This is a genomic window from Pelotomaculum sp. PtaB.Bin117 (genome assembly GCF_002067195.1).
GTDB lineage: Bacteria > Bacillota > Desulfotomaculia > Desulfotomaculales > Pelotomaculaceae > Pelotomaculum_D > Pelotomaculum_D terephthalicicum.
The window spans coordinates 1-15,609 of the sequence record NZ_MVQM01000008.1; the positions used below are offsets into that span (position 1 = coordinate 1).

Below are 15,609 nucleotides of genomic sequence, written 5' to 3' on the forward strand. Positions count from 1 at the left end.
ATCGGCGCAAACCGCCGCAAGGCGAACTTGGCCGGGGTCAAGCCCCTGCAAAGCGCGCAAAACCGGCACCGCCAGCAAGTAATACCCCACCGCGCACGCCGACGGATTTCCGGAAAGTGAAATGATCAGCTTGTTTTCGCGGACGGCAGCGCTGCCGTGACCGCCCGGTTTTACTTTGAGGCCCCAGTACAACAAGTCCGCTCCACTTTGTTTAAATACGGAAACAGCCTGATCACCAACCCCGTAAGCCGTCCCGCCGGTAGTGAGCACGAGGTCGGACATCTGAAGCAGCTTCTCCAGCCGTTGTCTTATTTCCGTGGAGCTTTCAGCGCCGGCCAATTCAACGCTGGTCACCCGCCCTCCGTCGCGCGTCACCAGCGCGGCCAGGAGCAAGCCGTTGCTGTCCCGCATCTGGCCCGGCCGCGGTGTTTCACTGCAGGAAACGATATCCGGTCCCAAACCTAAAATAGCGACTCGCGGGCGCCTGAACACGTCCACCTCCGTTTTCCCATAAGCCGCCAGCACGCCGGCCAACCCGGGATTAAGGACGGTGCCTTGGCGGGCAAACCGATCTCCAGCGTGAAAGTCCTCTCCCTGCACTTTAATGTTGCCGCCAGGCGGGATCTTTCCTCGAAAAGTAATGTATTCGCCCTCCGGTTCAGCAGCCTCTTGCGGAATAACCGCCGCCGCGCCGGCAGGTAAAGGACCGCCCGTAACAACTGCGACAGTTTGGCCGGGGCCGATCTCCGAGCGGGGAGTTTCACCCGGCAGGAGGCGTTCTTTCACCTCAAAGCGCGTGTGGTCGCTCCCGCCTTCCGCGGGCACGGCATAGCCGTCTACCGCAGCCTGCGGGTATTGGGGCAGGTCATGGTCCGCATATATGTCTTCCGAAATAACACAGCCCAACGCCTGCAGCAGGGGAACAGTCTCCCCCGGCAAAAGCGTGACACGGCTCAAGATCAACTCCCGCGCCTTTTCCAATTCCACATTTTCAAGCACTCTACTTCTCCCGCCCTTACTATTAGATTTCTGCCGCCTTGCCGAATGAACACGCCGGATAGCGGCAAACCTCGCATTCTTCACAGAGCCCGCCCTGTCCCAGGGCGACAATATCTGCCTTGCTCAACCGCTCACCGGCGAAAACACGCGGCAGGACAAGGTCAAAAACGGTAGTTTTGTTAAACATCACGCAGCCCGGCAGGCCGCACACCGGCACATCCCCCAGATAAGCCAGCATAAACATGGAGCCCGGGAGCACCGGCGCCCCGTAAGAGACGACATCGGCCCCGGCAGCCTTGATCCCGGTGGGGGTAACGTCATCCGGGTCTACCGACATGCCTCCGGTTACTATTACTAATTCTACACCTTCACCGATCATCCTGCGTATTTCCGCGGCGATCCAGTTCGGGTCATCGGGCACGATCACATGGCCGTGCATCAGTGCGCCGAAGGACTCGGCTTTTTCCCGGACAACACTGTAAAAGCCGTCCTCGATGCGCCCCGTGTAAACCTCGCTGCCGGTAGTTACAATCCCAACCCGAAGCGGCTGAAAAGATTTTACAGACAGCAACGGCTCCGGCCCGGAGCAGATTTCGTCCGCTTCCTCCAGGATATGACGCTGGATCGTCAGCGGGATCACCCTGGTGCCGGCGACAATTTGCCCTTTAAAGACCACCCGGTTGTTGTGCGCAGTCGCCAGGACCACCCCGTCCAGGCTGTTGAGGCGGTTCAACCGGCCGCCCCGCACTTTCAGAAGGCCGTCGTGGGCGGCCCGCAGGCTTACCTTGCCCTGACTGGGCTCATTCCAGATCAGGCCCGGCCCTGCGGCAAGCCTGGCCAGACGCAGGGCCGCTTCGTCTTCGTGGACTAAATCGTTTGCCGGTTCCCAAACATAAATGTGCGCTTTACCCAAGTCCAGGAGTTTAGGAATATCTCCGGACGTAATGAGCTGACCCTTCCGGAAGGCCCGTTCTTTTTTGCGTCCGGGGATAATTCTGGTAATATCGTGGCAGAGAACCATGCCCACCGATTCGGCTACAGGCACCTTCAGCATGTAATAACCTCCTAGATTTTCTTGATTTTCACGGCGCAAATCTGATAATCGCTCTGTGCTCATCAAACGGAACACCAATCTTTCAAATATGCAATTTATCTCCGTATGGCATCCGCAGCGCCCTTCTCGCCCGCGCTTTGACAATATCCGGGTTATGTGATATTATCTTTCTGCCCATCCTAATTAATTACCGACAATTCACCCACGTCCCATATTAAGAGTGCATGAAGGGAGCTTGACAGAAAGTTGATCCGGACAAAACAACGTAAAGAAATGCAGACTTCAATTAAGAAAAGCTGGATTCTTGAAAAGGCGGGAGTGCTCTTCTGGCAAAAAGGATATCACAACACAAGCATGAAAGACATTGCCAACGCCTGCAACTGCAGACCCGCCAACTTTTACAATTATTTTAAAAACAAAGAAGACATCCTGTACGAGGTAATCAGGAGCATCACCGAACAGGGCGTTTCCTCCATTCTATACCTGGAAAAAGATCAAGAAATAAACCCGGTTGAACAGTTACGGTCACTGATTAAGAGCCATTTCGGCTTCCTGGCCAGTCTGAAACAGTCAAACGTAATGATATCCGACACAGGAATGAAATATTTATCCCGCGAGCACCGGAAAGAAATCATCAGGCTGCGCGACATCTACGACAGCATCCTGCATAAAGTCATCCAACGGGGTATTGACGCCGGCTACTTTGCCACCACGGATGTTAAGGTTGCCGGCTATCTCATCGCATCCATAATTGTCCGGAGCAGCGTCTGGTTCTCGATGAAAGGAAGATTATCCGTGGACGAAGTCAGTGATATCATGTTTAACTTCGCTTACAGGGGCATTAAGGCCGACGATGCGAATCCGCCCAAAAGGAATGCCTGATTCTTAAAACCTTGGACAATTAGTCAACCTGTAAAATTTTGTCCCCCACAAAATCTTGGGTTTTGTGGGGGATTTGCTTGTATGCTACTTATCTCTAACAACTTAGGAATGGTGCTGGCGTTATTAGTTGCAAGTAAAGGTCTCAGGTCTAAAAAGAAAGAAACTGTGTTATCCTTCTGCCTTATCTGCTTGGATCTATTTTGACGAGGCGGCAGGCATTTCCTCTCATGGTAATATAGCCGGACACTCTGTCTCTAACCCTGGAGTCAAGCAGGAGGTTGACGTTGGCCTGTGGCCAGCCGTGCGGGATGGACACTGCGCCCGGTCTGATATCTTCGGTTACTCTGGCTTTGATCTTGATCCGGCCGCGCTGTGTTTCCACACCCATCATTTCACCGTCGATGATGTCATATTTCTTGGCGGTGACCGGGTGGATCATTGCGTAGGGCTCGCCCATTAACGCCCGCAGTCCGGGTACGTCATGCATCTGGGCGCCGATGTATTCCTGATTCCTGGCGCCGGTGAGCAGTGTTTCCGGATATAGATTGGCCAACTCAGGATTGGCAACATAGCTTTGTTCCGGCTCGACGTGCTCGGGCATGGGATCCGCGCCCAACCTTTCCATCTCTTTGGAGTATAGTTCTACTTTACGACTGTTAGTGGCAAAGCCGACTCTGTTAAAGAGCTCATATTCGATCTCGCCGAAATACATGCCCGCCGGGTTATCGACCAACTGCTGATAAGTAACACCGGTTGTTGAGAACATGTGCTCCGCAACCTCTTCGTCTGTCTTCCATGGGAAATATTCGCCCAAGCCAATCTTATGACCAAATTGGCTCCAGATCCACCAGATCGGTTTGCTCTCGTAAAGCGGCTCGATGACTTTCTTGCGCAGCATGATATAGGGCACGCAGTGCGAGATGGCATAGGGGAAGCCGCCGATGCCCGTCTCTTCCAGGAAGGTGCAGGCAGGTAGCGCATAGTCGGCCAATTGGCTGGTTTCGGTCATGTACGGGTCGATGCTTACAAATAACTCTAGATGCTTTAAAGCCTCTAAGAAGCGGTTGCTATCCGGGAAGGTCAGAGCCGGGTTGCTGCCCGAGCTGATGAAGGCCTTGATCGGATACGGCTTTTCAGAGATCATTGCCTCTGTCATCATTGATGCGGAACCGTATGGGGGAGTGCGTTTGTTGAACTGGTGGAATACCGGGTATTCATCGTATCCAAGGTTTTTCTCCTCAATCGGCACACGCAGGTCGGCCAGGCGGATTTGCGGGCAGGTCACCCATCCGCCAGGGCGGTCGACTTTGCCGCAAATGGCGATTAAGATGTTAAAAGCTCTTTCAGTCTGGAGGCCGTTTTGATACTGGTTCAGGTGGCCCACGCCTTCCAAAATGGCGGCTTCTTTGGTATTTGCGAACATCCGCGCAACCCGCCTGATGTCCGCGGCCGACACGCCGCTGATTTCCTCAGCTCTTTCCGGTGTATATTTCTTGACATGCTCTGTCAGTTTATCAAAACCTTCGCACCATTTTTCAACGAATTCATGGTCATAAAGGTCTTCAGTAATAATGGTATTCATCATGGCCAGGGCGATGGCGCAGTCGGTGCCCGGGCGGGGCTGCAGATAGAGGGCTTGTTTTGCCAGCGGAATCTTGCGCACGTCAATAACGACTAGTTCTAACTCACCCTTCTCGAGTCTTTCCCGGATGTCCTTGCCAATCGGGAAGTAACTATCCTCAGGGTTGTGTCCCCAGAGAATAATCAATTTGGCATTGCGGGGCTGTTCCACCGGGTAGCGGCCAAAGGTAATCTGGCGGGCCAGGATCCGGGTGCGGAAACAAATTCCTTCCGGGTTAAAGAAGTTCGGCGAGCCGTAAGCTTTGGCAAAGCGCTGGTTAAATGCAGCCATTTCGAAGTGCTCGACACCAACTGAACCGGTCCAGGTAGCCAGGGTGTGAGCGCCATATTTTTCCTTCAGTTCTGCTAATTTATTAGCAATTTCAGTCGTTGCCTGATCCCATGAAATTCTCTCGAATTTCCCGTTGACTTTCTTCATGGGGTATTTCAAGCGGTTCGGGGAATATGTTCCTTCCACTAGAAATTTGGCCTTGGCGCATATTTCACCTTTGTTCAGCCAGTGATCGGGTGTGCCCTCGACCTTGACCAACTTGCCATCTTCCACGTAGCAATCAATGCCGCAGCAGTTAATGCACAAGGCACAGTCAGTTTGAATCTTTTGCATTTTCTTAACCTCCAAGATTTATTATTCGATTTGAATAAACGACCACTAACTCACCAGCAAAATTTTACCACCTTTACGAAATCCAAATTTATCGACGTCACATTAAACACCCTTTAGCGAGTAGCATTCACTCGCAGCGCCTCTACTGATACCTGAACAATAGTGAAACGGCTTTGTTTAATGCCGCACCCCCTTTGAACACCTACTATTTTCAGCCGGTTCCTGCTGCTATTACTTTTGTATCAGTGGATAAAAAACTGCATGATCCGGTATGGACGGATAAAGGAGAGTTAGTCGCAAATTGATTAATTAATGAACATTAATTAATCGGTTGAAGTATAACATTAACCATTTGGATTGTCAATAGATAGGTAGCAATTATACTTTGTCAACGTAAGGCTTCTTTCATATATTAATCAGTATTGTCAACCATTGATTGACCGCCTACAACTGCGATTAAACATGAATTACCGTTCCTTAAGAAGTAATCTTGTCCTTCAGGTATTGACGCCACTGCCGTGGCCTTGGCTATAGAGCTATTGATTCAATATTTGCAGGCAATCCCTCCTTGCCAGTTTTACCGGGTTATATGTAATTCTTATGCCAATCAACCTCCGAACTTGCATGCAAGAGAAACCCTATCTTTACGGCAGGATATTCATCAGAGATTCATCCGAACTATGTATGAAAGTCACACACTGTATGATAAAAAGACAAAAAAGGCAATACAAACATCGGAACATCTTCCATAATTTATATTGCCTCAAATGAAGTGATTTATGTTTTTATACCCTATCGGCCCGGCAACCTATATTTCTTTCTTTATAATCACCCGTTCAATCAAATCGGCTGTTCCCACTGCGTCGTTCAATCCAAAGCACGGAACCCCGGCACTTTGCGGCACGTTGCTCACCACGGCAAGAAGTTCCTCCGCGGGGATTACCGGCCGTTCAGTTACTCCCTGCTGAAAAATTTCTATCTTGGGCCATTTACCTTTCTTGTATCCTTCGATTACAATCACATCTACCCCGTCAATCATAGAAATTACTTTCTCCGCAACGGGTTCATGGTCAAATTTTTTGATCAGGGACACGCCGCCCGGCGCCGCCAGGGCAACAACGTCCGCGCCGGCCCGGGCGTGCCGCCAGGTATCCTTAGCCGGCTGATCAAATTCCACCGGGTGATGCGTGTGTTTAATAATTCCCACCCGGTAGCCGCGGCGTTTCAGTTCAGCGATCAGCTTTTCCAGAAAGGTTGTCTTGCCGGAATTAGAGTAACCGGCCAGGCCGATTACCGGGATAGACGTTTCCATGTATATCGCTCCTATTCAACAGTCGAAAATTGCTTTGATTTTGATGCCCGTTTGCATAAATAGATCCTTTTTTGACCAGAATAATACAAAAAAGGAGGGTTTTATCCATGGATCTCAGCGCACGCAATCAATTAACAGCCCATGTCAAGAACGTCAAGTCAAATGACATTTCAGCGGAAGTAACGCTTGATGTCGGCGGGCAGGAAATGTGCGCCAACATTACCGCCGACTCGGTAAAAAAACTTGGCATTAAAGCGGGTGATGAAATCACAGCCGTCATCAAGGCCAGTTCAGTAATGCTAATGAAATAATGGCCGGCCTGTCAGGTGGGCTAAATGCGACTCGGTAATTTGCACCCGGACGGTGCGGCCGATGAGTTCCCTGCCACCCGGGAAGACAACCGTTTTATTGCCCCTGTTCTTCCCGGCCAGCAGGCCCGGCCCGGTTTTGCTTTCTCCCTCAACCAGCACCGCCTGCTCCCGCCCCACTTCTTCCCGGTTTCTTTCCAGGCTGATCTTGTTCTGCAGTTTGATCAATGTCTGAATGCGCGCCTTTTTCACTTCCTCCGGGACCTGCCCCTCCAGGGACGCCGCCGGAGTGCCCGGCCGGGTGTTGTAGATAAAGGTGTACGCACTATCAAACCTGGCCCGCCGGACAAGCTCAAGCGTATCGTTAAAGTCATTTTCATCCTCGCCGGGAAACCCGACCATGATGTCCGTGGTGATAGCGGCGTGTGGAATAAGAGCTTTTATTTTCCCCACAAGCTCCAGATACCTTTCCCTGGTGTACCCCCGGTTCATCTTCTTCAATACGCGGTCGCTCCCCGCCTGCACAGGCAGGTGGAAATGCTCGCACACCGTATCCGACGCGGCGATCGTTTCGATAAGCCGGTCGGAAAAGTCACGCGGGTGGGAGGTCATATAGCGTATCCGGCAAATACCGTTTTCCCCGCCATGCTTATCCAATTTTTCCAGCAAACCGGCAAAGTCCATCGCTCGCTCAAGGTCTTTGCCGTAGGAATTGACATTCTGGCCAAGCAAGACCACTTCTCTGCAGCCTTCCCGTCCCAGTCCGGCAACTTCTTTCAGGATATCCTCCGGACGGCGGCTCCGCTCCCGCCCGCGCACATAAGGGACAATGCAATACGTGCAAAAATTATCGCAACCGTACATTATCGCCACCCAGGCGCGAACGCCTTCTTTTCTTTTCACCGGGAGATTTTCCGCAATCCCGCCAATACCGGGCCGGACTGCCAAAACAGGGCTCCCGCGCCCGATCACTCTCCCGATCAAATCAGGAAGTTCGTGGGCGCCGCCTGTTCCAAGAATCAGGTCGACATGCGGAAAACCACGCCTTATTTTCGCAGCCATGCCTTCCTGCTGGGACATGCAGCCGCTCACACCGATAATCATGCCAGGTTTTTCTTTCTTCAGGCGCCGCAGGCGCCCCAGCAGCGAAAAGACTTTGTTCTCAGCGGTTTCCCGGACGCAGCAGGTATTTAAAAGCACGATGTCTGCGCCGTCAACCTCGTCAGCCTGAGTAAAACCCATGCTTTCCAGCATGCCGGCCAGCACTTCCGAGTCGTGCTCATTCATCTGGCAGCCAAAAGTAATTATATGATATGTTTGCGGGTGATAGAATTCGGCCATTGCTTATCTCCTTGCTTGATTCTTTTAAATTATAACCCATGACGCGGACATTTAACAGCAATAAACGGGGTCAGGCTTTACTTTGTGAGATTCTATTCTAGAATCTCACAAAGTAAAGCCTGACCCCATTTACTTACAGCGCCTTGCGGCCGATGTCACGCCGGCAGTGCATGCCGTCAAACCCGATCTTCTCCACAGCTTCGTAAGCCTTGCTTATAGCCGCGGGAATATCCGGACCGGTGGCGGTCACGCCCAGCACCCTGCCCCCGGAGGTGACGATCCGCCCGTCTTTTTCCGCCGTCCCGGCGTGAAATACCATGATATCGTCCGGCACTACATCAAGCCCGCCAATAGCCTTCCCCTTTTCGTAAGAGCCGGGATAGCCGCCGGAGGCCAGCACCACGCAGACTGAGGCCTGGGGTTTCCACTTGATTTCGATCTGAGCCAGGCGGTTTTCCAACACGGCTTCCATGATCTCCACCAGGTCGGTTTCCAGCAGGCTCAGCACCGGCTGTGCCTCCGGGTCGCCGAAGCGGACGTTGAATTCGAGCACCTTCGGCTTTCCATCGCTAACCATCAACCCGGCGTAGATAACTCCCCGGTAGGTCCGCCCCTCGGCTTTAAGCGCGCGGATCATCGGCACAAGGATCTCTTTCATGGCGCGCTTAGCCACTTCCGGCGTATAGACCGGCGCCGGGGCGTAGGCTCCCATGCCGCCGGTGTTCGGCCCCTCATCGTTGTCGAAGGCCCGCTTGTGGTCCTGCGAGGAAACCATCGGTACAACCGTCTCGCCGTCCGTAAAAGCGAGAATGCTGACTTCCTCGCCGGCCAGGCACTCCTCCACCACCAGCCGCGCGCCCGCCTCCCCGAAATCCCGGTCCACCATGATTGAGCGCACGGCGGCCCGGGCCGTCCGCAGGTCATTGGCGATAATCACACCCTTGCCGGCCGCCAGCCCGTCCGCTTTAAGCACACACGGCACACCGGCTTTTTCGATATAAGCGGCGGCTTCAGCCGGGTCCGTAAAAACAGCGTAGCCGGCGGTCGGTATGTTGTACTTCGCCATAATATCCTTGGCGAAAACCTTGCTGCCCTCAATTTCCGCCGCAGCCCGGGACGGTCCGAATATTTTCAAGCCGGCCGCCTGGAACTGGTCCACAATCCCGGCGGTCAAGGGCGCCTCCGGGCCCACCAGAGTCAGGTCAATGGCCTTTTCCCGGGCAAAAGCCAGCAGGGACGGAATATCCTCGGCGCCAATATTCACGCAAGCGGCCTGGCGGGCAATGCCGGCGTTCCCCGGCGCACAGTATATTTCCGAGACACGCGGGCTCTGCCTGAGCTTCCAGACCAGGACGTGCTCGCGCCCGCCGCCGCCGACGACCAGTACTCTCATATCATTTTCACTCCTTTGCCCCCAGCCCTTCCAGGTAAGCGGTAATAGCGGCGTCATAAGCAGCCGTGTGGGAAAACGCCTCCAGGGCCAGAGCCATTCTCAAATCCGCGCCGGGCTCGCCCCGGCGCAGGGCGTTCAGGACTTCGCCATAGCGTTCCGGGTTGACCACGATCAAAACATGCCGGTAGTTTTTAGCCGCCGAGCGGACCATGGTCGGACCGCCGATATCAATATTTTCAATCGCTTCTTCCAGGGTGACGCCGGGCTTGGCGACAGTTTCACGGAAGGGGTAGAGATTTACCGCCACCAGGTCGATCGGAGCAATCCCGTGCTTTTTCAGCTGGCCGAGGTGATCCTCGTTACGCAAGGCCAGGATGCCGCCGTGCACGTTGGGGTGCAGTGTCTTCACCCGTCCGTCAAGGATTTCCGGGAACCCAGTAACGTCGGAAATATATGTAACCGGGACGCCCGCCTCCCGGAGTGTTTTCAACGTGCCCCCGGTCGACACGATTTCTATTCCCAGGTCCGCCAGCCCCCGGGCGAAATCAACCACCCCGGCTTTATCGGAAACGCTAACCAATGCTCGTCTAACAGGCATATTAGGTCCTCCTGTGATTAAAAATTTAGGTAATCAGAATTTAAGAGTCAGAATTCAGAATATTTTAAGACAAAAGAATGTTTTTGCTACTTAATCTCTTTCGTGAATACTTTCCTGCCCACAATCTTCAGCCGGCCTTCGGCGTACCGCTGAATAGCCTTTGGGTAGATCACGTGCTCCTGCTCAAGGATGCGGGCGGCCAGCGTGTCAGCCGTGTCGTCGTCCAGCACCGGCACCACCGCCTGAATGATAATCGGGCCGGTGTCGACGCCCTCGTCCACAAAGTGAACAGTGCAGCCGCTGAATTTCACCCCGTACGCCCAAGCCTGCTCCTGCCCGTGCAGCCCCTGGAAAGCAGGCAACAGCGCCGGGTGAATGTTCAGGATTTTATCCGGAAAAGCATTAAGCATTACAGCGCCGACAACGCGCATGTAGCCGGCCAGGCACACCAGTTCAACCCCGTGCCTCTGCAATAGCTCAACGATTACTTTTTCGTACTCTTCCTTTGAGCCGTAGCTTTTCAGATCGACGAACTCGGCCGGAATGCCTCGCTGCCGCGCCCGTTCCAGGGCGTACGCATCGCTGTGGTCACTTATTACGACCGCCACCTCCGCGTCTATCCTGCCGGCGGCGGCCGCGTCCATGATAGCCTGAAGATTGGACCCCCGCCCGGAGGCCAGCACACCCAGGCGCAACTTGCCCAAATTTCTCCCTCCTCAAATATACCTTACTCCACCTTCACCCTCCACCACTTCGCCAATCAAATAACTCTTCTCTCCCCGGGCCGCCAGGTCATCCATCACCGCGCCGGCCTCTCCTTCGGAAACGACGGCCACCATGCCCACGCCCATGTTGAAGGTGCGCAGCATTTCCGCTTTCTCCACCCCGCCGGCTGTCTCAATCAGCTCAAACACCGGAGGCGCCGGCCAGGCGCCCATCCTGATCCGCACCGCCGTGCCGCCGGGCAAAATCCGGGGGATATTCTCAGTAAGCCCGCCCCCGGTAATGTGCGCCAGCCCCTTGACGCCGAAACGTTCCAGCAAGGGCAAAACCGCGCGCGCGTAAATCCTGGTGGGCTCCAGCATTTCTTCACCGACAGTGCGGCCCAGCGCTTCCAGCCGGGTATCCACACCATGACCGGCAATGTCTAGCAGCGCCTTCCGCGCCAGCGAGTACCCGTTGCTGTGCAGACCCGACGAAGGGATGCCGATCAGCTTGTCGCCGGGAACGATACCGCGGCCGTCAATGATCCTGCCGCGCTCAACCACTCCCACCGCGAACCCCGCCACGTCATACTCTTCCGGTCCGTAAAACCCGGGCATTTCCGCCGTCTCCCCCCCGATCAGGGAGCAGCCGGCCTGCCGGCAGCCCTCCGCCACCCCGGCCACGATGTCCGCCACCTTCTCCGGCACCAGCCGGCCGACAGCCAGGTAGTCCAGAAAGAAAAGCGGCTCGGCGCCCTGGGCCAGGATATCGTTGACACACATGGCCACCGCGTCGATGCCGATGGTGTTGTGCCGGCCGGTCAGCATGGCCACCCTGAGCTTCGTGCCGACCCCGTCCGTACCGGAGACGAGCACCGGCTCGCGGTACTTGGCGGTATTCAAGGCAAACAGGCCGCCGAAGCTGCCGATGTCGGCCAGCACCTCCGGCCGGAAAGTGCTCCGCACGGCGCCGCGCATCAGGCGCACCGCCTCGTCGCCGGCTTTGATATCCACCCCCGCGTCCGCGTAGGTCAGGCCTGTCTTCTGCTCAGCCATAAAAAACCTCCTAAATTAAGTTCAGAAATAATCTATGTTCATTCAAGAATAAACTTGTCCCGCTCACAAGTCTTCGGGATTTCCACGGGGTAGTCGCCGCTGAAACAGCCGGTGCAAAAATTATCCCTTTTCTCCCCGAAAACACTCAGCAGTCCTTCCAGGCTCAGGTAATGAAGACCGTCGGCGCCGATAAACTCCCTGATTTCTCTCAGGGGTTTCCGGCAGGCAATCAATTCATCCTCTTTCGAGATGTCAATACCGTAAAAACAAGGCTTGATCACCGGCGGTGAACTGATGCAAAAGTGGACTACTTTCACGCCGCACTCCCGCAGCATGTTGACAATTTTGCCGCTGGTAGTGCCCCGGACGATTGAGTCGTCCACCATGACCACCCGCTTGCCGTCCAGCACGTCCCGGATGGGATTCAGCTTGAGCCTCACCCCCAGGTCACGGATGCTCTGGCTGGGCTGAATGAAGGTACGGCCGATGTACCGGTTTTTCATCAGGCCCTCTTCAAAAGGAATACCCGATTCGGCGGCGAAACCCCTGGCGGCGGCGATACCTGAATCGGGTACGGGAATGACCATGTCGGCCTCGACCGGGTACTCCCTGGCAAGCTGGCGGCCCATATCCCGGCGCACCTTGTTGATATTGAACCTGTCCATGCAGCTGTCGGCCCGGGCAAAGTAGATGTACTCAAAGATACAGTGCGCCCTCTTGCCGTCCTGAAAGGCCATGTGGCTGCTCAGGCCGTTCTCGTCAACAACGATGATTTCACCGGGCTTCACGTCCCGGATCATCTCCGCTCCGACAGTATCCAGGGCACAGGACTCGGACGCCAGTACATACGCATTGCCGCGCCGGCCCAGGCACAAAGGCCGGATGCCGTTCGGGTCGCGGACGCCAATCAGTTTTTTCTCGGTAAGGATCAACAGTGAATACGCGCCCTTGATGTCGGCCATGCTCTTCTTTATGGCATCGACAAGGCTGTCCTGGCTGTACCTGGCGATCAAGTTGACAATGGTTTCGCTGTCGGTGGTGGATTGAAACACCGACCCGGCGGAATACAACAGGGAGCGAAGCTCGGTCGTATTGGTCAGGTTGCCGTTGTGGGCCAGCCCGAGCATGCCTCTCGAAGAATGAAAAACGAACGGCTGGGCGTTAAGCGGGCTGTTGGTGCCGGTGGTGGAATAGCGCACATGTCCAATGGCCAAATGCCCCTGGAAACTGTTCAGTTTTTCATGGTTGAACACTTCGGAAACCAGGCCCATGTCTTTTTGCAGATGAATCTTCCTCCCGTCGGCCACGGCTATGCCGGCGCTTTCCTGCCCCCGGTGCTGCAGGGCATACAAGCCGTAGTAAGTGAGCCTGGCCACGTCCAGGCCGGGGCCGTAGATACCGAAGATGCCGCACTCTTCCCTGGGTTTATCCCCTTCCAGGGCTTCACCCGGGTCGTTCTTGTATCCCTCCATTTTCCTCTCCCCCATAACATTCAAGTATTCAGGTCGGGAGCATTCTCCCATTCCCGGCTCTCTGACTCCTGCCCTCTGTTCCCTGTCTCCTGTCTTTTGGCTCCTGTCTCCCAGTTCTCTGACTCCTGAATTCTGACTCCTGCTCTACATTCCGTTCAGCTTGTCATACTCGCCCAGCACACCGTTCGCGTCGTAGTAGCCGATTTCTTTCAAGCCTATCTCATTATACTTTTCAATAGTGCGGTCAAGCGTGGCCTGACCATAAATATAGGCGATCAAAGTATTGAATTTATCTTCTTGAATATCGATAAATTTCCGGTCGACTTGCGGCGTTCCCGGATAATAGCCTTCCGCCTGCCCGGCCCGCAAATGCTCGAGGAAAGACCTGCCGGACTTCAAGGCCGCCGCTTTCGCCGATTTCGTGGCCTCGAACCAGCCGGAATGCATAATCTTATAATAATCCCTCATAGACTGTTTATTAAAGTTGACAAAGTAATACTTATTATTATAATTCGCTTTAGTGGTCACCCTGATCGAGTCGGTGTCAATGGTGTCGACGAAAACCAGCTTGCCGCCGTCCCGCGCGATTTCCCACTTGAGATCCCATAAGAACAAGCCGAGTTTGTTAAAGAATTCCGCCACCAAAATCCCGCCCAGAATACACATTTTAATGATATCCAACAGGCTTTTGCCGTTGCTTCCGCTGATATGCAGGGCTTCCTGCAATTTCAAACTCCTGTCCTCAGGCTCATACTTGGTGGTAAAGTCCACCACCGGTTTTGCGAACAGCGTCCAGGGCACCAGCTCTTCCTGCAGCCCAAGCTCTTTAAGATAATTTTTTCTCTCTTCACCGTTCATATTCACGTAATTTCTATAAATGGAAGATCCCGAGGTAACGCCGATACGCACGATATTTTCCAGAGGGACGACATACTTGTCCGCGCCGTAATACCCGCTGTAGTCCCATAAATGATTATCATTGTACGAAACGCGCCCTGGCTTGATAATTTTATACTTCTTGACTAAAACATACTGGCTCGGATGCGGGGGAAATGATTTAGCGTACACTGCACCGGTATTCTGGTCAATCATGCCCAGGTGGTGCGTGTCCGCCCCGTTCAGCCGGAAATCCTCCAGCGGGCCTTCACATAAAAATGCCAGGAATTCCTTGTCCTGCGCATACTTCCGGCAGATATGCCCGTATATGTTTTCCCATTCCTCAGGCGTTTCCAGCAGGGAATATATTTTGTGCCTTAACGCCGTCCGGCAGATGTCGCTGTGCGGAATGGAAAAAATAGTGCCGACATCAAACACCGAACCGCCCGGCATGGTCTTGCAAACCATCCACTCCGGATGCTCTTCCAAAAAATACAGCTCCTGCACCGAACCGTTGTAGTCCGGCTGGCGCAGTTTGGATAAATCAATCACAGTCCTTTCACTCATCTCACTCATCGGAATCATTCACCCCAATATTTATTCTCACAAACCAAACCGCCGATAGACATCATCCACATGCTTCAAGTGGTAGTTATAGTCGAACAGTTCGTCTATCTCCTTTTCAGTGAGCAGGGCGGTTACTTCGCCGTCTTTCAGCAGCAAATCGCGGAAACTCGCCCCGGTGCGCCAGGACTGCATGGCGTTGCGCTGCACCAGCTCGTAGGCGCGCTCCCGGTTGACGCCCTTTTCTTCCACCAGGGCCAGCAGGACACGCTGGGAAAAGATCAGCCCGTGCGTGCGCTCGACATTGCGCAGCATGTTTTCCGGATAGACCAGCAGGTTGGTGATGATGCCGGTGAGCTTCACCAGCATGTAGTCCAGCGTGATGGTGCTGTCGGGAACAATCACCCGCTCCACCGAAGAGTGGGAGATATCCCGCTCGTTCCAGAGCGGCACGTTTTCCATGGCCGCCAGCGCGTTGCCGCGCAGGAGGCGGGCCAGCCCGGAGACGCGCTCCCCGGTGATCGGGTTGCGCTTGTGCGGCATGGCCGAGGAGCCCTTTTGGCCCTTTTTGAAAAATTCCTCCACTTCCAGGATGTCGGTGCGCTGGAGGCTGCGCAGTTCAGTGGCGAACTTGTCCAGGGAACTGCCGATCACCGCGATGGTGGTCAGGTACTCCGCGTGACGGTCCCGCTGCAGCACCTGGGTGGATACCATGGCCGGCCGCAGACCCAGCCTGGCGCAGACATGCGCCTCCACCCGCGGGCTGATGTTGGCATACGTCCCGACCGCGCCGGAGATCTTGCCC

The 15,609-nt window shown here is 54.5% G+C and carries 13 protein-coding genes and 1 pseudogene; 2 read left to right on the plus strand and 12 right to left on the minus strand.

Annotated elements, in window-relative coordinates; translation table 11 throughout:
- Nucleotides 1-1,083: molybdopterin molybdotransferase MoeA (locus A4E54_RS00225; protein ID WP_286723621.1), on the minus strand; the 1,083-nt coding region annotated here is incomplete at its 3' end.
- Nucleotides 1,022-2,053, minus strand: a complete 1,032-nt coding sequence (locus A4E54_RS00230) for a molybdopterin-binding protein (RefSeq protein ID WP_240081873.1) — start codon at nt 2,051-2,053, stop codon at nt 1,022-1,024. The genes A4E54_RS00230 and A4E54_RS00225, both read right to left, overlap by 62 nt.
- A gap of 246 nt (nt 2,054-2,299) precedes the next feature.
- Between A4E54_RS00230 and A4E54_RS00235 the strand changes: the two genes are divergently transcribed.
- On the plus strand, nt 2,300-2,935 hold the full coding sequence (locus tag A4E54_RS00235) for a TetR/AcrR family transcriptional regulator (RefSeq protein WP_240081874.1): 636 nt from the start codon (nt 2,300-2,302) through the stop codon (nt 2,933-2,935).
- Between the two features lie 181 nt (nt 2,936-3,116).
- Here A4E54_RS00235 and A4E54_RS00240 read toward each other — a convergent pair whose 3' ends face one another.
- Together A4E54_RS00240 and mobB are read right to left on the minus strand one after the other, a co-directional pair.
- On the minus strand, nt 3,117-5,180 hold the full coding sequence (locus tag A4E54_RS00240; protein WP_240081875.1) for a molybdopterin-containing oxidoreductase family protein: 2,064 nt from the start codon (nt 5,178-5,180) through the stop codon (nt 3,117-3,119).
- Between the two features lie 808 nt (nt 5,181-5,988).
- The gene (mobB, locus tag A4E54_RS00245) at nt 5,989-6,492 is read right to left on the minus strand and encodes a molybdopterin-guanine dinucleotide biosynthesis protein B (protein ID WP_240081876.1); all 504 of its coding nucleotides are present in this window, start codon (nt 6,490-6,492) and stop codon (nt 5,989-5,991) included.
- A 107-nt stretch (nt 6,493-6,599) separates the two neighbouring features.
- Here mobB and A4E54_RS00250 point away from each other — a divergent pair, with 107 nt between their 5' ends.
- Entirely contained in the window at nt 6,600-6,803 is a 204-nt protein-coding gene (locus tag A4E54_RS00250) for a TOBE domain-containing protein (RefSeq protein WP_240081877.1), read from the plus strand.
- Here the strand turns inward: A4E54_RS00250 and miaB are convergent.
- From miaB to A4E54_RS00290, 8 genes and pseudogenes are all read right to left on the minus strand, one after another.
- The gene (gene miaB, locus A4E54_RS00255) at nt 6,792-8,141 is read right to left on the minus strand and encodes a tRNA (N6-isopentenyl adenosine(37)-C2)-methylthiotransferase MiaB (protein WP_240081878.1); all 1,350 of its coding nucleotides are present in this window, start codon (nt 8,139-8,141) and stop codon (nt 6,792-6,794) included. The two genes, A4E54_RS00250 and miaB, sit on opposite strands and share 12 nt — an antisense overlap.
- Before the next feature lie 133 nt (nt 8,142-8,274).
- A complete protein-coding gene (gene purD / locus A4E54_RS00260) occupies nt 8,275-9,534 on the minus strand; it encodes a phosphoribosylamine--glycine ligase (RefSeq protein WP_286723627.1) in 1,260 nt (419 codons plus the stop codon).
- A gap of 22 nt (nt 9,535-9,556) precedes the next feature.
- Nucleotides 9,557-10,132 (minus strand): annotated as a pseudogene (gene purH / locus A4E54_RS00265) (bifunctional phosphoribosylaminoimidazolecarboxamide formyltransferase/IMP cyclohydrolase); the annotation flags it as partial.
- Between the two features lie 86 nt (nt 10,133-10,218).
- Nucleotides 10,219-10,836: a phosphoribosylglycinamide formyltransferase gene (gene purN, locus A4E54_RS00270; RefSeq protein WP_286723628.1), complete on the minus strand. Its 618-nt coding sequence runs from the start codon at nt 10,834-10,836 to the stop codon at nt 10,219-10,221.
- Nucleotides 10,837-10,848: 12 nt separating this feature from the next.
- Nucleotides 10,849-11,892, minus strand: a complete 1,044-nt coding sequence (gene purM / locus A4E54_RS00275; protein WP_286723630.1) for a phosphoribosylformylglycinamidine cyclo-ligase — start codon at nt 11,890-11,892, stop codon at nt 10,849-10,851.
- A gap of 38 nt (nt 11,893-11,930) precedes the next feature.
- The gene (purF, locus tag A4E54_RS00280; RefSeq protein ID WP_286723632.1) at nt 11,931-13,364 is read right to left on the minus strand and encodes an amidophosphoribosyltransferase; all 1,434 of its coding nucleotides are present in this window, start codon (nt 13,362-13,364) and stop codon (nt 11,931-11,933) included.
- Between the two features lie 144 nt (nt 13,365-13,508).
- Nucleotides 13,509-14,816, minus strand: coding sequence for a phosphoribosylaminoimidazolesuccinocarboxamide synthase (locus A4E54_RS00285; RefSeq protein ID WP_286723634.1), 1,308 nt, complete (start codon nt 14,814-14,816; stop codon nt 13,509-13,511).
- 27 nt (nt 14,817-14,843) lie between these two features.
- Nucleotides 14,844-15,609 (minus strand): lyase family protein (locus A4E54_RS00290; RefSeq protein ID WP_286723636.1); only part of this gene is annotated, 766 nt, incomplete at its 5' end.